Below are 19840 nucleotides of genomic sequence, written 5' to 3'. Positions count from 1 at the left end.
ATTTCAAAAAATAATCCTAACTATTCTAGCTTGAATTGGCAGTCAGCGCAAATCAATTAATAATTTGTTAAGAAAACCTTAACGGGTCGCTGCTAGCGCCTGTTTGATATCAGCAATCAGATCAGCCGCGTCTTCGAGACCTACCGACAGCCGCAAAAGCTTAGTCGTAATTCCTAAACGCTGCCGCTGTTCAACTGAAATGTCAGCATGCGTCTGGTAGTAAGGAATCGTAATCAGACTTTCAATTCCACCTAGGCTTTCAGCAAACGTAATTATCTTTACATGATCAAGCAAGCGCTCAACTTGGGCTTCTTCTTTTAAGTAAAAACTGATCATACCACCCTTGCCTGGATAAAGAACCTTTTCGACTTCTGGCGCTTGTTTAAGATACTCAACAATGGCCTGGGCATTTTTAGTATGCTGAGCCATGCGTACCTTTAGCGTCTTTAAACTTCTCAAAAGCAGCCATGAATCAAATGAATCCAAGGTATCGCCAGTCGTAATGTAATAGTCATAATATTCCTGAGCCAGCTGTTCATCTTTGACGACGACCGCCCCGCCCAGCAGATCATTATGACCAGACAGATACTTGGTTGCACTGTGAACAACCACGTCAGCTCCTTTTAATAATGGCCGTTGGTAGATTGGTGTGTAAAAGGTATTGTCAACGATCACTTTGATGCTTGAGTCGTATTCATGAACGGCTGCTGCCACTGCTTGAATGTCAAGTTCTTTCATAGTTGGATTAGAAGGCGTCTCCAGCCAGACGATTCGAGTCTTAGGCGTCAGCTTGGCAACCAGTTCAGCAATCGACCGGCCATTCCATTGATCAAACTCAACCCCGGCATGCCGCTTCAGATAATCAAAGTAGCGAAAATCGCCGCCATACAGATCATCTAGGGAAATCAAACGATCGCCAGTCTTTAAGATGCTTAATGCCAGCTGAATGGCCGCCATCCCCGAGCTGAGTGCAAAAGCTGCCGTCCCGCCCTCCAGCTTGGCTAGCGTTTTTTCAACGGCACGGCGATTGGGTGTTGACAGGCGCGAGTAGGTATAGTTTTTAGCCGCGTCAAAGTTGATGGCCTCTTTTAAGGTTGGGTGCCGATAGTTAGACGACAGATAAATCGGTAAAGCCACCGCGCCACGCTCGTCCTCATGATTACCGGCCTGGGCGGCAATGGTTGCTAGTGACAGTTCAGTTTCATTCTTTTGACATTCACACATAAAAATTCCCTCTTTCTGATATTTTGTGATCCATTTAGCTGGTGATCAGACAGTTCTGAGCCAGGCTTTGCTGCATGCCAGTTATTTTAAGACCTGTTGATCATTGAATTGCCTTGGCTAATGCTTGATCAAGATCCGCAATCAAGTCGCGTTGGTCCTCAATGCCAACCGCCAATCTGATCAGCCCTGGCGTAATGCCGGCTTTAAGCTGTTCAGCTGGCGAAAGCTCCGCGTGACTCATTTTGCTTGGCAGCTCCACCAAGCTTTCCACTGAACCCAGACTGACTGCCAATTGAAACAGCTGCAACGAATCAACAAACTTAACCGCATCCACGCTATCGGCCAGCTCGATCGAAAGCACGCCGCCTGCACCCTTGGCTTGGCTGCTCAGCGTTTCATAGCCTGGCTGGCCTGAAAGACCGGGATAATAGATTTTTTTGACGGCTGACAGTGGCTGTAGATGAGCAATAATCGCCTTGACGTTGGCCTGCTGCCGATCCATTCTGACGCTTAACGTCTGCAACCCGCGCCGCACCAGGTTGCTGTCTTCAGGTGAAAGCACGGCGCCTAATGCGTTTTGGATAAAGTAGAGTCGCTTGCCCAATTCTTCATCATTAGTGACCACTGCACCGGCACTGACATCGGAATGTCCAGCCAGATACTTAGTCGCGCTATGAATGACGATATCGGCGCCTAAAGTCAATGGCTGACAAAGATAGGGACTTAAAAAGGTATTATCAACAATCGTTAACAAGTGGTGTTTTTTAGCAACCTTAGCCACAGCAGCAATTGGTGTCACCTGTAGCAGCGGATTGGTAACCGGCTCAAAATAAACGGCTTTGGTATTGGGCTGGATCGCGCGTTCAATGGCAGCCGGATCTCTGGTGTCAACCGGTGTCGCGTTCAGTCCCCAGCGTTTAAAGAACTGATTGAGCAGCCGAAACGTGCCGCCATAGATCTGATCGCCAACAATGATATGATCGCCGGCTTTAAAAATCGCCAATGCCGTATGAATCGCCGCCATCCCAGAAGAAAGCGCAAATCCCCGCGTGCCATGTTCCAGAGCCGCTAATTGATCTTCTAGGTACTGGCGCGTTGGATTGCCCGAACGTCCGTAGTCATACTGTACCGGTGCCCCAATTTTAGGATAGCGGTAGGTCGTTGAAGTATAGATCGGTACGTTGACGGCTCCCGTCTGATTGTCATTTTGGGCTGGTCCGTGTACCAGTCTGGTATTAAATTCTGTCATGTTTTTCCCCTTTCTCAAGGCAATAAAAAAGCCCTGAACCTAATTGATAGATTCAGGACGACGCAGCTGATCCGACGTGGTACCACCCGATTTTACCGCTGGATTGCCCACAGCGGCCTCAACAACACCAATTGATGTCTGGGATGGTAACGGATCCTGCCGGGAATTCAGCCAATCTGACCAAACGCCTTGCTCCAAGCTCATCTTCAGCTGCTGGTTCGTGCTGCCCTTTCACTAACGGCAGTCGCTGAAACACTAATAAAGCAGCCTACTCTTCTCTTCAACGCTTTTGTAATTATTATTTAATGGATTTCTTAATTTTTACTCATTATAGTCACGTAGTTTTCTCATGTCAACTAAATTTTTTACTCTGTACTAAGAATTTAGTAAATCATTTTCATCCATCCATCAATTAAAAAACGCCGCGGCAATTAACCGACGACGTTTTTACAGTTCATATTTTAGAGCATTCATCAATGACTATTTTTGATTAGTCAAAATGATGTCGCTAGCCTTAACCTCGGAACCGAAGTAAGGCTTCAACTCTTGATTGTAGTCTTTTTCAAAGAAGTTTTCACCGTTAAGCTTGGTGATTTCCTTGTTGGTCCAGTTCAAAAGCGACTTGTTGCCTTTCTTAACGGCTGGGGCAATGTAAGAACTCTTACCCAACTGCTTGATGCCGACCGTGTACTTAGGATTGTTCTTGACCCAAGCGTACAGGTAGGAGTTATCGTCAGCCAATGCCTTGGCCCGACCGTTTTTAAGCGCGTTAAACTGCTGCGTCTTGGAGTCAAACTTCAAGAGGCTAGCGCCGGTCTGGTGTTGAGTAAAGTATTGTTCCGCCGTCGTTCCCTTGTTGACGATCAGCTTTTGACCCTTCAGTTGACTGACCTTAGTAATTGGATCGCTCTTTTTAGAAACGACCCCGACGGAAACTTTCATGTATGGCTTGGCAAAATCAACCGTCTGCTTACGTTCCGGCGTGACCGTAAAGTTGGCCAAAACCAGATCCGCCTTGTTGGAGTTCAGCGTGTCAACTCGGTTGTTGGCGTTAACCTGTACGAACTTGGCCTTGACGCCTAAGTCCTTGGCAATCCGCCGTGCCAGATACAGATCATATCCTACGCGCTTGCCATCCTTGTTGACCCAGCCATATGGCGGCAGGTCGCCAAAGACGGCAATCTTGATATAGCCACGCTTCTTGATTGCCGAAACCGAACTTTGATTATCAGCGGCATGGGCCGTCAAAGTACCTGCCAATGGTGCAAATGCCAACAGAAATGCTCCCAGGGCCAATACCAGCGTTTGAATCAGTTTTTTTAGACTCTGCTTTTTCATAATTAATTCCCCTTTTCTCAAAAACACTTAAAAATCCATACTCTCTAAGAACTTCTGTGCACGCTCGGTCTGCGGCTGCTTAAAGAACTGCTGACCCGGCGTATCCTCTAAAATATGACCATCTTCCAAAAACAGCACCCGATCGGCAATCTGAGCGGCAAAATTCATCTCATGAGTCACGATCAGCATTGTCATATCCTCTTCGTCACTCAGCTTTTTGATGATTTCCAAAACGCCTCTTACCATCTCAGGGTCCAATGAAGCCGTAACCTCATCAAACAGCATCAAATCCGGATGCATCGCCAGTGCTCTGACGATGGCAATCCGCTGTTTTTGCCCACCTGACAGCTGCCGCGGGTAAGACTGCGTATAATTGCTCAAGCCAACCATGGCCAGTAGTTTTTTGGCTTCAGCTTCTGCCTCCTTTTGTTCCCGGTGCTGAACCTTGGTTGGTGCCAGGACGATGTTTTCTAAAACCGTCATATTTGGAAACAGGTCATAGCTTTGAAAAACCATGCCGATCTTTTGCCGCAGCTCTTGCCAATGCTTTTCATCTGGAATCACGTTTTGGCCTTCAAAAGTGATCTGACCGCTTTGAAAGTCCTCTAAGCCGTTCAGCGTGCGAATCGTCGTACTCTTGCCCGATCCGGAAGGTCCCAGCAGTGCCAGCACTTCGCCTTTTTTGAGATCAAAGTTAATATCGAACAAGACTTGACGTTTACCGTAAAACTTGTTTAAATGTGCTACTTTTAAAATTTCTTCAGTCAAAAGACATCCCCCTTAATCTGCTTGCTTGGCATCCATCTTTTTAGCCCAGCGCGACAGTGGATAATCCACCAGGAAATAAAACACGAAAATCAAACCATAGACCCAAAAGACCCCTGTTCGATAAAGATGATTATTGGCCTCGATAATCTGCTGACCAATGTTGATGACATCCATCACGCTGATCATCATCAAAAGTGAGGTCGTTTTAATCACCCGCGTTGCCAGATTGATCGTTGCCGGCAGCTCCAGGCGAAATGCTTGGGGCAATAAAACGTAGTAAAACAGCTGGTGGCGGTTCAAGCCCAACGCCATACCCGATTCCCGCTGATGCTTAGGAACCGAGATCAAAGCTCCTCGAACGATATCGCTGAATTCCGCGGCTACCCATAAGGCAAAGGCAACAACGGCCATCAAAGATCCAGGGAGGTTGGCCACATGCATCATTCTTGGCAGGATGTAATAGGCCAAAAACAGCAGCACAACCGTGGGCACGATCCGGAAAAATTCTAGATAAAGCCGTAGAATCAAGCGCAGCAGCCGATTCTTAAACGTCCGCAAGATTCCCAGCAGCGCGCCCAACGCCAACCCAATCAGCAAAGATAATGCTGCGATCCAAACCGTGGTCCATAATCCGCCTAGCAGTCGGACAAAATTATGGCCTTCCAACAAAACATTAATTCCCGAATGTGCCATAGCGAACCCTCCTTTCCAGCCAGGTCAAAATCAAGGATAGTGGAATCAAGATAATTGCGTAGGCGATCACCAAAACGAAAAGATATTCGTTGGAACGGTAGTAAAGACCGATCAGATCCAGGGCCGTGTTCGTTAATTCTGGAATGGCAATCACCGAAAAAATCGAGGTTTCCTTAATTAAAAAAATCACGTTGGCAGCCAGGGCTGGGACCGAAAGTGCAAATCCCTGCGGAAAGACTACGTAACGGGCCAGCTGCCAGGTGCTCATCCCCAGCGCCTTGCCAGATTCAAGCTGCGTCTTGGCCACCCCGTTAAAGCCGCCGCTGAATCCTTCTGCCATGTAGGCGCCACCTAAAAAGATCAGACCAACGATTCCACAAGCAGCGGCGCTCATTTTCCAGCCAATCACTGGAAAGGCATAGTATAAAAAGAACAGCTGAATCAAAAGCGGCGTATTGCGGGCCAGCTCAACATAAGCACCCAGGATGCCTGCCAGATATGGTACCTTGAAATATCGCACCAGACTGACGATGATGCCCACAATCATCGCGCCTAGAATACCAATTAAAGACAGCCACAGCGTCAGCCGAAAGCCCTTGGCAAATTCAGGCAGGCTCTGCTGAATGATCGTCCAACTCAAACCTCTCACTCTCCTTTTAGACAAATAATTGCATAATGTCTAATCTAAAAATGCATAAAAAAAACCTGCTGCTCATTTATCCCCCTAATCAGCCTTCTCGATTCAAAAATAATTAAGAACTCAAAAAGGCCTCAGATCGAAAAATCGATTGAGGAATAAATTAACAACAGGCCATCATTGACGAAACGGCAGAAACTTCCAGTGATTTAAATTGATGCTTTAACATAGAAATTCCTCCTTTCGCAATGAAAATTAATAATTAAAAAACTCTTAAAAATTTAATGGCTTTATTATAACGATTAGGTTTTCAATTGTCAACGTCTTATTTATAGTAAGCAGTTTTACCTAATCATCGTGATGGTTTCAAAAGTCCATCCCAACAAGGATCAACGCGTTTAATATTTTTCCAGATCGACTTCGATCAGTCGCACTTCGCGATCCGGAAAAGCTGTTTTCAACTGATCGATTGGCGTTGCGGCTGGTGCTGGCTCAAAATGGCCCAGCTTGTCATTGATCACGATTGCCAGACCCAGCTTGGCATTTTCGATGGCCTCATCCATAGTCTGCCCCTGCGTGAACGCTTCGGGAACATCCGGGAAGTCAACTTGAATCTCTTTTTCAGTTGGCGTAAAGACCGCTCCATAGCTAACTAGTTCCATTGCTAATTCCTTTCGTAAAATCCAAAAAGGCCAGCCTCGACGCTGCCGAATGCTGACCTTTAAATTAAGACTATTTAACGACAATGTTGACAATGTGGTTTGGTACGACGATAACCTTCTTGATTTCCTTGCCATCCGTGAACTTTTGGACGTGTTCATTGGCTAATGCCTTTGCTTGAGCCGTTTCTTTGTCGGCATCCTTTGGCATTTCAATTCGGGCCCGCACTTTGCCGTTAACCTGCACGATCATTTCAACCGTTGATTCTTCCAAGGCTTCTGGATCGTAGGTTGGCCATGGCTGGTAGGCAATCGTATCGGAAACGTGGAATTGACTCCAAAGTTCTTCGGCAACGTGTGGAATTACTGGCGAGATCATCTTGATCAAGCCTTCCATGTACTCAACTGGCAGATCATCAACCTTATAGGCTTCGTTGACAAAGACCATCATCTGGGAAATAGCCGTGTTGAAGTGCATCCGTTCAAAGTCTTCCGTAACCTTCTTAACAGTTTGGTTGTAGATGCGCGTCAGCTTGCCATCATTGAAGTTTGAAACACGGTCACGCAGATGGTTGTTGTCGTCCATCATCAGGCGCCATACTCGGTTGATCCACTTGTAGGCACCGTGCAGCCCCTTAGTGTCCCAAGGTACGGATTCAGTCAGTGGACCCATGAACATTTCATAGAGCCGCAGCGTGTCGGCACCATATTGTTCAACGATGTCATCTGGATTAACGACATTGCCCTTGGACTTGGACATCTTTTCGTGGTTGGAGCCCAGAATCATCCCTTGGTTAACCAGCTTCATGAATGGTTCCGGCGTTGGTACGAAGCCCAGGTCATACAGTACCTTGTGCCAGAAGCGGGCGTACAGCAGGTGCAAAACGGCATGTTCAGCCCCCCCGACGTACAGATCAACTGGTGACCAGTAGTCCAGTGCTTCTTTAGAGGCAAATTCCTTTTCATTGTGCGGATCCGTGTAGCGCAGCCAGTACCAAGAAGAACCGGCCCATTGCGGCATCGTGTTGGTTTCCCGCAGTCCATGTCGGCCATTTTCGTCATAAACGTTGACCCAATCCGTAGCGTTGGCCAATGGGCTCTCGCCAGTACCAGATGGCTCAATGTTCTTCATGTCAGGCAGCTTCAAAGGCAGTTCGTCTTCTGGAACCAGCGAGGTTGTACCATCGTCCCAGTGAATAACCGGAATTGGTTCACCCCAGTAGCGCTGCCGTGAGAAGATCCAGTCGCGCAGCCGGTAGTTGACCTTCTTGTGGCCGGCGTCATGTTCTTCCAGCCAGTCGATCATGGCTTTTTTGGCCTCCTTGATCTTCATGCCGTTAACAAAACCGGAATTGATGTGTTCGCCATCGCCAGCATAGGCTGCTTCTGAGATGTCGGCATCCTTGATGATTGGCTTGATTGGCAGGTCAAACTTCTTGGCAAAATCCCAGTCACGCTGGTCACCAGCAGGCACGGCCATCACCGCACCGGTACCATATGAAGCCAGGACGTAATCCGAGATCCAGATTGGCAGCTTTTCACCATTGACCGGGTTAACTGCATAAGAACCAGTAAATACCCCAGTCTTGTCCTTGTTTAGGTCGGTCCGTTCCAGGTCAGAGCGGCGGGAAGTCGTTTCCTTGTAGGCTTCCACTTCGGCTTTGTGTTCAGGCGTAGTCAGTTCGTCAACCAGGTCCAGTTCTGGAGCCAAAACAACGTAAGAAGCCCCAAACAGCGTGTCGGGACGCGTGGTGAAGACTTCGATCTTGTCATCGTGATCAACAATGTCAAAGAAAACGGAAGCCCCTTCTGAACGACCAATCCAGTTGCGCTGCATTTCCTTAACGCTTTCTGGCCAGTCAACCAGATCCAGATCATCAATCAAGCGATCGGCATAGGCCGTAATTCTCAAGACCCATTGCTTCATCGGCTTGCGATAGACTGGGTAGCCGCCTCGCTCCGTCTTGCCGTCAACGACTTCTTCATTGGAGACAACCGTACCACCCATGAAGTCAGGAGCCCAGTTGACCATGATTTCATCTTCATAGGCCAGACCCTTCTTGTACAGCTGTTCAAAGATCCACTGCGTCCACTTGTAGTAGCCAGGGTCGGTAGTATTGACTTCACGATCCCAGTCATAAGAAAAACCAAGTGATTGAATCTGATCTCTGAAGTGGTTGATATTTTGGTTGGTGAAGCCCTTTGGATTGTGGCCCGTCTTTAAAGCGTACTGTTCTGCCGGCAGACCAAATGCATCCCAGCCCATTGGATGTAGCACGTTGTAGCCTTGCATCCGCTTCATCCGCGAAACCACATCCGTTGCCGTGTAGCCTTCGGGGTGACCAACGTGCAGGCCTTGTCCAGATGGGTATGGGAACATATCCAAAGCATAGTACTTCTTTTGGTCCTTGTTGATTTCTGCCTTAAAAGTCTTGTTCTTCTTCCAATAGCGTTGCCATTTCTTTTCAATCGTTTTGTGATCGTAAGCCATTAGCCCTGCTCCTTTTAAAATTCTGATTGTCAGTAAGTTGATCGTATAAAAAAACGCCCTGCAACTAAATGCAGGACGAATCAAAATCCGCGGTACCACCTGAATTCCATGCTTTATGCATGGCCCTTGAGATTCTTAACGCGAATTTCACGTTGCCGCCTACTGTTGGTTCAGCAGCAATTTTTTGAGGCCAGTTCACCAATGGCTGCTCCAGGCTTGCACCACCGCCTAGTCTCTGTAAACAGCTGAGTTGGCTACTAACTCCTCTACGATCAAAGATTACAAACTATTCTAGCAAGGACCGTCGCTAAGTGCAAGTCTCTTTTCTAATATATTTTTAATTTTGCTCATCGAGTTTTAGCAGCAAAGCATCTAAAGCCCCATACAGGTTGGCGTCGTTTTTGAATTTAGCCGGTTCGATCTTTGGCTTAACTATTTCTTTTTTCACGATCGGCATTGAATCTACCAGCTGGTCATATTGATCATTAATCGTCTTGATCAGAATCGGCTGCGCGGAGATCCCACCACCGATAACGACCTTGTTTAAATCGACAATCGCCTGCATGCTCAAGATCAGACAGGCAATCTGATAGCAGTATTCATTAAAGACCTTGGCAGCGTCTGGATTGCCAGCTTCAATCATCCGAAAGGCCGCTAAGCCATCCGCACCTTCTGGCAGACCAGATGCCTCAATTACGTCCTGAATCATTTTGACTGAAGAACCATTAAAGCCTGCTAAGCGATCCGTGCCTTTCGCCTTAAAGTTGGTTGGCACAAAATTCAGCATTCCGGCACCGGCATGCGCGCCATGGTTCAATTTGCCATTGGTGATGATGCCCGAGCTGATGTCAGTTCCCAGTAAAACAGCTGCCGCATCCGTTTCACCATGCAGATTGCCTAGCCAGGATTCCGCCAGAGCTGCCGCACGTCCTTCATTTTCAACGGCAATTGGTAGAATCTTACGGTAGTGTTCTTTAAACAATTTTGGCAGATCCCAGTTCTTCAAAAACGGCAGCGTATCGCTAAAAACGACCACCTGCTTTTGCGGATCAACCTTGCCGGGAACGCAGACCGCCAATCCGCTGATCTGAGCTTGGTACTGATCAATAATGGCATATAGCGACTTCATAAATTCAGTCAGGCTGCTGGTAGGCGTCGGCACCTTGTCTTTTTTGGTAATCTGACCGGCGTTGTTTAGTAAGGCATACTTAATCGCTGTCCCACCAACATCGATACTTAAGAATGAATGCATGACTTTAGACCCCTTCCTTGATTTAACCTTTACGGGTCCATCTTACTCGTTTTAAACGATTTTTACTAGGGATATTGTGAATATTTTCTCAACCATTCCATAAAAACATTGCAACCGAATTCATCGTTATTTAATCAACCAATTCAAAAAATTAAACTTTAAATCATTATCCGATTATAAGATGTGATTGTTCGATAATTAACTTAATTTCATCCGTTTCAAAAAGCCACTCAAGGTTATAATGACAATAAACCGCAAGTATAGAAAGGACGACCCCCGATGGAAAACAAAACTCCTCTTTGGTCAAACGATCATCCCCAAATCATCAGCAATCTGGCCCAGCACGCCATCTCTAAAAACTATTATGGTCTGGGCACCAATATCGTTTTAACGGCGTTTGGCAGTGCCGAGCAGCGCGATTTGGACGATGCCTATGCACTGATTGCCCGCTACGAAGACATTCTGACCGTCAATCGCGATCATTCAGAGTTGATGGCCGTTAACCAGGCAGCCGGCCAGCATCCCGTACAGGTTTCTCACGCCAGCTATCATCTTGCCAAAAAAGCCATTGCCATCAGCTTGGAAGACAATGGCTTTGATGCCTTGATCGGTCCGTTGGTAAAACTGTGGCACATTGGCTTTGACGATGCTCATGTGCCAAGCGAGGTGGAAATTCAAGAACGCCTTAAACTGATCGATCCACATGACGTTGAGCTAAACGACCGCGACATGACGATCTTTTTAAAAAAGCCTGGGATGGAGATCGACCTGGGCGCCATTGCTAAAGGATATATTGCCGATCGCATTCGTGACTTATGGCGCTCGCGTGATATTCGCGCCGGCATCATCGACCTGGGCGGCAATATTTTGATGCACGGCACGGCACCCAAACACCAGGACGGCTTATGGCGAATCGGCGTTCAGGATCCTAGTGCCAAACGTGGTCAATCGATTCTGGTAGCCACTCTGCCGGAATGTTCAGCCGTTACCAGCGGAATCTATGAACGGCATCTGGAAGAAAATGGTCAAGACTACCACCACATCATTGATCCGGCCACTGGTCATCCCAGAAAAACCAAGTTGGCCGGCGTCACCGTTTTTTCTGGTCAATCGATTACTGGCGAGATTGAGACCGGTCGCCTTTTCTTTGCTGGCCAGCCAATTCCAAACTGGACCCATGATCATCCCGATGTCATGGGGGCCGTTTTTGTCGATCAGACACATCACGTTCAAATTGTCGGCCTCAAGCCAGATCAAGTCCGCATTCTTGACCAAAGCTATGACGTTCAGTTTATCAACGACTGATTCTGACCAGCATCGCCAGCTGGCATTAATGGGCCGGCTTGATAAGCTTCGATGAATTATGAATCCAAACGCAAGCCGCCAGCTAAATAATCAACAAAGAAAGCCAAGTGCCCGAATGCGGCAGCTTGGCTTTCTTTTGTCTTTTATCCTAAAATGGCTTTTAATTCGTCAACCTTGTCTAAGTGTTCCCAAGGCAGGTCGATATCAGTTCGGCCAAAGTGACCGTAAGCAGCCGTCTTTTTGTAGATCGGCCGCTTCAAGTCAAGCATCTTAATGATTCCGGCCGGCCGCAGATCAAAGGTCTTGCGTACGGCCGCGATCAGTTCAGCTTCAGAACGGGTTCCCGTCCCAAACGTATTGATTGAGATTGAGACTGGCTGAGCCACCCCGATTGCGTAGGCAACCTGAATTTCCAGGCGCTTGGCATAACCAGCTGCCACCAGGTTCTTGGCGATGTAGCGGGCTGCATAGCTGGCAGAACGGTCAACTTTTGTCGCGTCCTTGCCGGAAAAGGCGCCCCCACCATGGTGAGCTGCCCCGCCATAAGTATCTACAATGATCTTGCGGCCCGTTAAACCAGCATCGCCTTGTGGTCCACCAATGACGAAGCGGCCGGTTGGATTGATAAAGTATTTGGTATCATCGTCCAACAGTTCAGCTGGAATCACGGCTTTGATAACTTGTTCAATAACATCGTGACGAATCTGATCCAAGGAAATCTCTGGGTCATGCTGCGTACTCAAAACAACCGTATCGACACGCAATGGCTTATCATTTTCATCGTATTCGACCGTTACTTCAGCTTTGGCGTCAGGGCGCAGATATGAAATCGTCCCATCCTTGCGCAGCTTGGCAATTTTTTGCATCAGCTTGTGACTGAGCATCAGTGTCAGCGGCATGTATTCCGGCGTTTCATCCGTAGCATAGCCAAACATCAGCCCTTGGTCGCCGGCACCAATCTTATCTAATGGATCAACATTGCCGCCCCGCGTTTCCAACGAGTCGTCAACCCCTTGCGCGATGTCTGGCGACTGTTCGTCAATCGCTGTAATCACCGCACAGTTGTCGGCATCAAAACCATATTGGCCATCCGTGTAGCCAATTTGGCGAATCGTATCGCGAACGATCTGCTGAATGTTAACGTAGGCCGTAGTCGAGACTTCGCCAAACACCAGTACCAGGCCAGTCGTTACCGAGGTTTCAACCGCTACCCGAGCGTCTGGGTCTTGTTCCAGCATGGCATCTAAAATCGCATCGCTGATCTGATCAGCAATCTTGTCAGGATGTCCTTCTGAAACCGATTCGGATGTAAATAAGTGTCGTTCAGTCATTTTGTTAATTCCCCCATTTTCTAAACTAAAAAGTTCGGTTATTGCGGTTACAAGGCATCTTCACAATCTGTGAATCCTATCGGGAATTTGCTTTATAACGTTCACCATCCTAACATATTCCAATGATAATAAGCAATTTTTTATAATGGAATTTGATACAATAAGGAAAACTTAATTTTCGACCGCTCAGGAGGAATTTTTTTTGCAAAATCTGTTATCGCATTTTAAGCTGCAAATCCAAGATATCGATTGGCGCAATCTGCTGCCCAATGCCTTTTTAATGATGTGCTGCTGGTCTTACGTGCCCTTTGCCTACGCCATCCAGATCAAAACCACCGTCTTTTCTCATGATCTGTACAGTCTGTTTGCCTATCAGATCTGCATTGCCATGGCCGCGACCATTATTTTTGATCAGCAGAGCGGCTCGCTGACTTCGATCATACCGCTGCTGATCAGCTTTTTATTTACTATCGGCGGATTTTTGCATGGCAACGTTTTTCTGTTTGTTCTGCTTTTGCTGCCGCCTTGCTACCTGCTGATTTGCGAGCTTTATCTGCACGAATTTCAAAATCCAGTTGGCCTGCTGGTTTTCAGTCTTTTAATGACCCTCAGTATTCCAGTGGCGTTTACCTTCATCTCGGTTAGGTTCTTGTCGTGGAGCTACCTGCTCAAGCTGATTCCGCTATTGATGATCTACTGCTTTTACTACGCCCCGCTTTTTTTGGTTGATGACCCACGTTTTCCAATGATCGAGGGCGGTCTTGGCGTGATCCTGATTTTAACGATGCTGACGCGACCGATTAAAATTACGCTTCTGTTGGCTATTGCGTTGGTCGTCTTAAGTTGGTGGCTTTGGCAGCGCCTGGTTATAAATCGTCATAACCAAATTTTTTACACGCTTTTACAGTTGTTGGCAACGATTCTAACTTTTTGGGTTTGATTATCACAAGGCAAATTGCTTTTATTTTTGCTAACTTAGAATTATTATTATCTAAAAGAAACATTTTATTTCCTAATGCATTATTCACCTTGGCAATGCTATAATATTGACTTGTCTAGTCTATCGCTCGCGAAAGGAGGAGGATCGTTGCAATGGCCAATTCAGAATATGAACACGCACTGCAGCACTTGCGCGAAAAACACGTTCGGCTGACCCCACAGCGCAAACTGATCCTGCGCTATTTAATCAGTCACCACACGCACCCCAGTGTTGAGATGATCTACGCTGATTTAAAACAAGAAGCCGACAACATCAGCATGGCAACGATCTATAATACCATCAATCTCTTGGTTGAAGATCAGCTGGTCATTGAACTTAAAAATGGTGATGGCAGCTCCCATTACGATTATTTTGGGCATCCCCATTATCATGTCGTCTGTGACAACTGCGGCTCAATTCAAGACGTTTTTGATGATCATTTCGCATCGCTGACCAAAGATCTGCAGCAGATCACCCGCGAAAAGACCAATTTCATAGTGAAACAAAGCGATATTGAAGTTCATGGCATCTGCCCTAACTGCCAAAAAAAGCTGGGCCTCGCATAGCAAAATAAATGAATCCTCGTCTCAAGTAATCGGGACGGGGATTTTATCTTGCACTTCACCTCAACTGGTTATTTTTCACAAATCTGACCAGCAGCTCCTCATAAAGATCACTTCCAAACGTTCCTGCTTACCAAAATAATCAAATCAGTCATTGCATCAAAAAAACTTCTCGATGACTAAACACCGAGAAGTTTATTTTTAGTTATATCGATATTGTTTGAAAGTTAATGAAAGAATCGTCATAAATGCCAGCCAGACTAACGCGATGATCAAGGCAATTCTCGTGTCATAACTGAACATCAAGATCACGCCCACGGCAAACAGGAAAATCAGAACCATCCAATCAGTAACCGGTGTTCCCGGCATCTTAAAGCCACTGCCTTCCGGATGCAGCTTACGGTAGCGCAGGTGAGCCGTTACGATCGTTCCCCAGATGAACAGGAAGCTGGTCGTGGCGACACTTGAAACCAAGGTAAAGACCTCTGATGGAATCAAGTAGTTCAGCAACGATGACATCCCCATCAAAAGGGCTGAGATGATAATCGCCGTAGCGGGAACCGAATTCTTGGAAATGCGACTGATCTTGCGAATTGAAGGCCGTCGTGATGTTGACGTCAATTCGGCCAACATGCGCCCAGTCGTATACAAAGCACTGTTGCAAGATGAAGCGGCCGCCGTTAACACTACAAAATTGATGATTGAGGCTGCTGAAGAAATGCCAATATCCTTAAAGACCATAACAAACGGACTTGCATTGGGGTTCAGGCGATTCCATGGGTAGATGCTCATGATCACAAACAAAGCGCCAATGTAGAATAATAGAATCCGAACCGGAATGTCGTTAATGGCCTTAGGAATGACCTTGCGGGGATTAGCCGTTTCGGCAGCCGTCATCCCAACCATTTCAATCCCGGCAAACGAGAAGATGACCATTTGAAAAGACTTCAAAAAGCCGTCCAGACCAGTCGCGAAAAATCCGCCATGCGATACCAGGTTGCTTGGCGAGGTAACAATGCCGTTGGGGCTTTTGAAGCGCACCAGCATCATCCCGACCCCGATTACGATCAGCAGCAGGATCGCGAAAATCTTAATCAGTGCAAACCAAGATTCAACCTCACCAAACGCACCAACCGTAATCAAGTTGACACACAAGAGTACGGCCAGCGTAATCAGACCGGGCACCCATTGTGGACAATTTGGCAGCCATAATTGAACGTACATGCCAATCGCGGTAACTTCCGCCATTGCGATTGCGACCCAACACAGCCAGTACGTCCAGCCAGTGATAAACGCGGCTCGCGAACCTAAGTAGTCACGAATCGCATCCACAAACGAATTATAATGCAGGTCAGCCAGCAAGAGCTCGCCCAACGCCCGCATCAACAAAAAGCACATGATCCCCGTAATCAGATATGCCAGCAGAATGGAAGGACCAGCAGCGTGAATGGATTTCCCGGAACCCAAGAACAGTCCCGTACCGATCGCACCACCAAGAGCAATCAGCTGTACGTGACGATCCTTTAAGCCCCGTGACAGCGTTTGCTGATCCGGTTGCTTTTCCGCCATATTTAATTTCCTCCTTCTCTTAACCTGCCCAGCATTTTTTGCTAGACTGGAGGGTAAAACCTAGAATCTTTATTGTACCACGTTTTTAAATTTTCGTTAGAGTTATTGGGGAGTTTTTTAATTTTGCGTTCTTGGATTCCATTTATAATACTATTAATCATCTGGGGCACCATGCTTAATCAGGCCCTGCGTCTACCGCTCCATGGCTGGCAATGGTTTACGATGCTGAGTGCCTTGATCTATGCTTTGGCAATCGCCTATCTCTGCTTTACGCCAACCCAGTATAACTGGGGCGGTCCGCATAAGATTTTTTATCACGTCTTAGGTGTTCCCTGCAACATCATTCCGTTTCAAGCCTTGTCGCCTGATTTTTTCTTAAATATCGTCATGACAGTTCCAGCGGGCATCTATTGGTATCTGCTGAGTGATCGGCATGATTGCAAGTTTGTACTGCTGTTTGGCATCCTGCTGGGAATCTCAATCGAAACCACGCAATTTTTATGCGATCTTCTTTTTCATGTCGAACGTTTTGTCGATATTGATGATGTCATCACGAATGCAGCTGGCGTTTTAACTGGTTTTTATGTCATGGCGTTTTTAAAAACGACCGCTTTGGCTGGCTGGATCGCGCAACTATCGATAAAATCTGTTAAACTTTAGAAATGAGGTGAATAATATGATCAGCAATGAACAACGCGCGCATGATATTGCCATCGCGCTGCTTCAGGCAAACGGCAAAGATCGTAAGCCAATTGAAGCCTATCATGAATACATCAACACCCTGCTGCCAATCTTAAAGGAAATCGATAAAGACTTCCCTAATGGCATCAAGGAACACATCTAAAGTGGTTTATAACCATAAAAAGCAGCCGCGAATTTTCGCAGCTGCTTTTCTTTATTCAGTCATTAATCCACGCATAATCGCTTGACGGCTTCAGCAAAGATGTTCATGGCCTTAAACATGTCTTGAAGCGGCCATTGTTCATTAGCCTGGTGCATAAAGTCAGGCGTCGTCGGCAGCATCGCCCCAAAGGCCACGCAGTTATGCATCGTCCGCGCAAAGGTTGCCCCGCCGCTGACCTGTGGCTGAGAATCAACGTCACCGGTTTGATCTTGATAGACTGCCATCAAGGTCTTAACCAATTCAGTGTCTTTAGGAACGTATAATGGTGCTACATAGTCAAAATGCTTGTATTGCAGATCATATTTGGCTACGTTTTGGCTCAGTTTTTCAAGCAGCGCATCACGATCAACGGTAACCGGAATCCGCAGATCAATCTGCAGCCGCGTTTCCTCTGGCGTGATCTTCAGACTCGAGATGTTAAACGTCAAGTGGCCGGATGCCTCATCCTTGACGTCGCCCAGCAAATTGGTTCCCGTCGCATCCTCTTTAAAGCATTGACCGATAAAGTCCAGCGGCCCAAAGCCTTTAAAGACGTCATCCAAAGCGATTGCCAGCCTTAAGACCGCGTTGACGCCTTGGGGAGCCAGCATGGCATGAATTGCCTTGCCTTCTACGACCAGCTTGCCAGTTTCTTCATGATACTTGAAGCCACGCTTTGCAAGCGCGGCCTTGACCTCAGCCTGCTTAGGACCAGCATATTCTGCCCGATCCGGGACCGCGTTGAATGCTCCACCAGTCTCAACATACAGCAATTCGGTTCCCGGTCCAACCAGATATGACTGCTGCAGCCCTTTTTCAGCATAAGTAACCGGAAATTCAGCGTCTGGCGAAAATCCCAAATCGATTGGCGTTTCTTTTTGGTTGTACTTGGCAATCCCGCGCCACAGCGTTTCTTCGTCGGTACCGAAGATAAAGCGGATCTTTTTATTAAAATGATAGCCGCGATTCTCCAATGCCTTGACCGCGAACAGAGCCGCGATCACGGGGCCTTTGTCGTCTTGTACGCCGCGCCCATAGACCACATCGCCAAAGACCTCGCCAGAAAACGGATCATGTTCCCAAGTGCTTAAATCGCCAGCCGGTACCGTGTCAACATGACCAATGATGCCAAACGTCTCGCTGCCAGTACCAGTTTCGGCATAGCCATAGTAGCCATCTGGATCCTCATAGGTTTGATAGCCCAGCTCGTCACAGATCCGCATCAGCTCATCTAAGGCTTGACGAATCTTGGGTCCAAACGGCGCGCCTGGCGCTGGAGCTTCGTTATACGATGGTTTGGCAACCAAACGCTTTAAAGCCGCCAATGCTGCTTGCCGCTCATTTTCTTGAACCAATTCTGCTGCCATATTAATTCCCCCTGATATGATCAAAAAATCTAAAGTACCGCGGCAACGCCTAAGAAGACGCAGGTAACCAGGAACAGGATCACCATGAACTTGGCCATCCACTTCCACCAGACGCTGATGTTGACGTGCGCGATTGCCAATGCCCCCATCACGATGCCGGAAGTTGGCGTAATCAGGTTAATCCAGCCAGAAGCTGCTTGGTAAGCCGTAATAACCAGACTGCCGGAAACATGACAGAAGTGTCCCAGTGGCCCCATAATGCCCATCGTAGCGGCAGCCAAACCGGAAGTTGATGGAATTAGGAATGACATTGGAATGTAGAAAATGTAGGTCAAAATGATGAAGGCACTGCGCGACAGGCCGCCCAGTCCAACTTCGCCCCAGTGCAAAACAGTCGCCGTGATCATACCATTGTTCATGATAACCTGAATCCCACGCGCAACGGCCACGATAATCGCAACGCTGAGCAGGTCGCCCATTCCCTTTAAGAAGGCGTCGATAAATTCACTTTCCTTCATATGCGCGACAAACATGATTACCACTGACATGAAGATAAACAGCAGCGTAATTTCGTTAAAGTACCAAGTCCCTAAGGCTGGGATGTCTTTACCGATCAAAACGCCCAGGAACGGAATGCCATGCAGCCAGTTGGTAAACGTATCAAAGGCCGTCCAATGCTTGTTCAAATCAGTCCATGGCACCAGCCCCATGATCATAATTACAAACGTGATCCCAAACAGCCACAGCACGCGTTTTTGCACCTTGGTTAATGGCTGCGTGTCCTGTGTCTTTTCGGAAATGTCAAACCGTTTTTCATCTTCAGCCCGTTGCGCGTAGACTAATGATTTGGTTGGATCTTTTTTGACCTGGTCAGCATAGTGCATCGTGTACCAGATACCAAGTGCCGTCACGATTACCAGCAGGATCAGCCGTGGAATCAAACCTTCACCTGGCGAGATCTTTAATGTAGCAGAGGCAACCCCAGTGGCAAATGGGTTGACCGTTGATGCTAGACAGCCCAGCTGCGTGCCGACCAAAGCCACGGCCACCGCGACGATCGAGTCAAAGCCGCAACCGATCATCACTGGAATCAGCAAGGGGTAAAAGGCCAGCGTCTCTTCACCCATTCCATAGGTTGTACCCCCCAGAGCAAACAGGATCATCAAAATTGGAATCAATGTCCGTTCGCGGCCCTCATAACGATGAACGACAGCCGAAATCCCATTGTTTAAAGCTCCAGTTTTGTTAACAACGCCTAAGAACCCACCGATTACCAAGATGAACAGCGCGATCTGAATCGCCCCTTCCGTCTTGCTGTCACCAATCATCCCGATGACCATTGCCATGAAGACATCCCAGATGCCTTGCGGGTGTGGCGAAACGGTATGGTAGGTATGAGCAATAATGTTGCCAGCTGAATCGGTAGCGTACTTACCGGCTGGAATAAACCAGGTTAAGACTGCCAAGACAACGATAATGAAAAATAAAATCGTAAACGCGGATGGCATCTTAAACCGGTGCTTTTTGGTTGG

At 47.4% G+C, this 19840-nt stretch carries 19 protein-coding genes, 1 riboswitch and 1 other annotated feature; of the genes, 5 read left to right on the top strand and 14 right to left on the bottom strand.

Annotated features, from left to right (window positions below; translation table 11 throughout):
- Positions 1-78: 78 nt before the first annotated feature.
- The 10 genes from ACLUWI_RS05230 to ACLUWI_RS05185 all read right to left on the bottom strand — a co-directional run bounded on the left by ACLUWI_RS05230 (position 79) and on the right by ACLUWI_RS05185 (position 10311).
- The gene (locus tag ACLUWI_RS05230; protein WP_412146452.1) at positions 79-1224 is read right to left on the bottom strand and encodes a trans-sulfuration enzyme family protein; all 1146 of its coding nucleotides are present in this window, start codon (positions 1222-1224) and stop codon (positions 79-81) included.
- 100 nt (positions 1225-1324) lie between these two features.
- Positions 1325-2473: a trans-sulfuration enzyme family protein gene (locus ACLUWI_RS05225; RefSeq protein ID WP_412146451.1), complete on the bottom strand. Its 1149-nt coding sequence runs from the start codon at positions 2471-2473 to the stop codon at positions 1325-1327.
- A 39-nt stretch (positions 2474-2512) separates the two neighbouring features.
- Positions 2513-2677 (bottom strand): hypothetical protein, encoded by a 165-nt coding sequence (locus tag ACLUWI_RS05220; RefSeq protein WP_412146450.1) that lies wholly within the window; start codon positions 2675-2677, stop codon positions 2513-2515.
- Positions 2678-2953: 276 nt separating this feature from the next.
- Positions 2954-3811 carry a transporter substrate-binding domain-containing protein gene (locus ACLUWI_RS05215; protein WP_056968473.1) on the bottom strand — a complete coding sequence of 286 codons (858 nt, stop codon included), beginning with the start codon at positions 3809-3811 and terminating at the stop codon, positions 2954-2956.
- A 27-nt stretch (positions 3812-3838) separates the two neighbouring features.
- A complete protein-coding gene (locus ACLUWI_RS05210; RefSeq protein ID WP_412146449.1) occupies positions 3839-4579 on the bottom strand; it encodes an amino acid ABC transporter ATP-binding protein in 741 nt (246 codons plus the stop codon).
- Positions 4580-4591: 12 nt separating this feature from the next.
- On the bottom strand, positions 4592-5272 hold the full coding sequence (locus ACLUWI_RS05205) for an amino acid ABC transporter permease (RefSeq protein ID WP_048345279.1): 681 nt from the start codon (positions 5270-5272) through the stop codon (positions 4592-4594).
- Positions 5253-5912 (bottom strand): amino acid ABC transporter permease, encoded by a 660-nt coding sequence (locus ACLUWI_RS05200; RefSeq protein WP_412146448.1) that lies wholly within the window; start codon positions 5910-5912, stop codon positions 5253-5255. Before ACLUWI_RS05200 ends, ACLUWI_RS05205 begins: the two co-directional genes overlap by 20 nt.
- Positions 5913-6307: 395 nt before the next feature.
- Complete coding sequence (locus ACLUWI_RS05195) at positions 6308-6571, bottom strand: type II toxin-antitoxin system HicB family antitoxin (RefSeq protein WP_347953639.1); 264 nt, start codon at positions 6569-6571, stop codon at positions 6308-6310.
- A gap of 70 nt (positions 6572-6641) precedes the next feature.
- Positions 6642-9059: a leucine--tRNA ligase gene (leuS, locus tag ACLUWI_RS05190; protein ID WP_412146447.1), complete on the bottom strand. Its 2418-nt coding sequence runs from the start codon at positions 9057-9059 to the stop codon at positions 6642-6644.
- Between the two features lie 68 nt (positions 9060-9127).
- Positions 9128-9341: a binding site (T-box leader), on the bottom strand.
- 55 nt (positions 9342-9396) lie between these two features.
- On the bottom strand, positions 9397-10311 hold the full coding sequence (locus ACLUWI_RS05185; protein WP_412146446.1) for an ROK family protein: 915 nt from the start codon (positions 10309-10311) through the stop codon (positions 9397-9399).
- A gap of 279 nt (positions 10312-10590) precedes the next feature.
- On the opposite strand from ACLUWI_RS05185, the gene ACLUWI_RS05180 reads away from it, so the two are divergent.
- Positions 10591-11616 carry an FAD:protein FMN transferase gene (locus ACLUWI_RS05180; protein ID WP_412146445.1) on the top strand — a complete coding sequence of 342 codons (1026 nt, stop codon included), beginning with the start codon at positions 10591-10593 and terminating at the stop codon, positions 11614-11616.
- A gap of 143 nt (positions 11617-11759) precedes the next feature.
- Here ACLUWI_RS05180 and metK read toward each other — a convergent pair whose 3' ends face one another.
- Positions 11760-12947, bottom strand: a complete 1188-nt coding sequence (metK, locus tag ACLUWI_RS05175) for a methionine adenosyltransferase (protein ID WP_412146444.1) — start codon at positions 12945-12947, stop codon at positions 11760-11762.
- Positions 12945-13050: riboswitch (SMK box riboswitch) on the bottom strand. Its footprint overlaps the gene before it by 3 nt.
- 99 nt (positions 13051-13149) lie before the next feature.
- Here metK and ACLUWI_RS05170 point away from each other — a divergent pair.
- Both ACLUWI_RS05170 and ACLUWI_RS05165 read left to right on the top strand, forming a co-directional pair.
- The gene (locus tag ACLUWI_RS05170) at positions 13150-13887 is read left to right on the top strand and encodes a hypothetical protein (protein ID WP_412146443.1); all 738 of its coding nucleotides are present in this window, start codon (positions 13150-13152) and stop codon (positions 13885-13887) included.
- A gap of 152 nt (positions 13888-14039) precedes the next feature.
- On the top strand, positions 14040-14492 hold the full coding sequence (locus ACLUWI_RS05165) for a Fur family transcriptional regulator (protein ID WP_412146442.1): 453 nt from the start codon (positions 14040-14042) through the stop codon (positions 14490-14492).
- Positions 14493-14690: 198 nt separating this feature from the next.
- Here ACLUWI_RS05165 and ACLUWI_RS05160 read toward each other — a convergent pair whose 3' ends face one another.
- A complete protein-coding gene (locus tag ACLUWI_RS05160) occupies positions 14691-16058 on the bottom strand; it encodes an amino acid permease (protein WP_412146441.1) in 1368 nt (455 codons plus the stop codon).
- Between the two features lie 123 nt (positions 16059-16181).
- Between ACLUWI_RS05160 and ACLUWI_RS05155 the strand changes: the two genes are divergently transcribed.
- Together ACLUWI_RS05155 and ACLUWI_RS05150 are read left to right on the top strand one after the other, a co-directional pair.
- Positions 16182-16718 carry a VanZ family protein gene (locus ACLUWI_RS05155; RefSeq protein WP_412146440.1) on the top strand — a complete coding sequence of 179 codons (537 nt, stop codon included), beginning with the start codon at positions 16182-16184 and terminating at the stop codon, positions 16716-16718.
- A 16-nt stretch (positions 16719-16734) separates the two neighbouring features.
- On the top strand, positions 16735-16902 hold the full coding sequence (locus ACLUWI_RS05150) for a hypothetical protein (RefSeq protein WP_006500145.1): 168 nt from the start codon (positions 16735-16737) through the stop codon (positions 16900-16902).
- A 62-nt stretch (positions 16903-16964) separates the two neighbouring features.
- On the opposite strand, the gene ACLUWI_RS05145 is transcribed toward ACLUWI_RS05150, so the two are convergent.
- Positions 16965-18308: a M20 family metallopeptidase gene (locus ACLUWI_RS05145; protein WP_412146439.1), complete on the bottom strand. Its 1344-nt coding sequence runs from the start codon at positions 18306-18308 to the stop codon at positions 16965-16967.
- A gap of 29 nt (positions 18309-18337) precedes the next feature.
- Positions 18338-19816: a YfcC family protein gene (locus tag ACLUWI_RS05140; RefSeq protein ID WP_412146471.1), complete on the bottom strand. Its 1479-nt coding sequence runs from the start codon at positions 19814-19816 to the stop codon at positions 18338-18340.
- Between the last annotated feature and the right edge of the window lie 24 nt (positions 19817-19840).

Source organism: Limosilactobacillus mucosae (assembly GCF_046939755.1).
In the GTDB taxonomy this organism is placed as follows: domain Bacteria; phylum Bacillota; class Bacilli; order Lactobacillales; family Lactobacillaceae; genus Limosilactobacillus; species Limosilactobacillus mucosae_A.
Note: the sequence above shows the minus strand (reverse complement) of the source record. Positions and strands in the feature narration are given on the sequence as shown.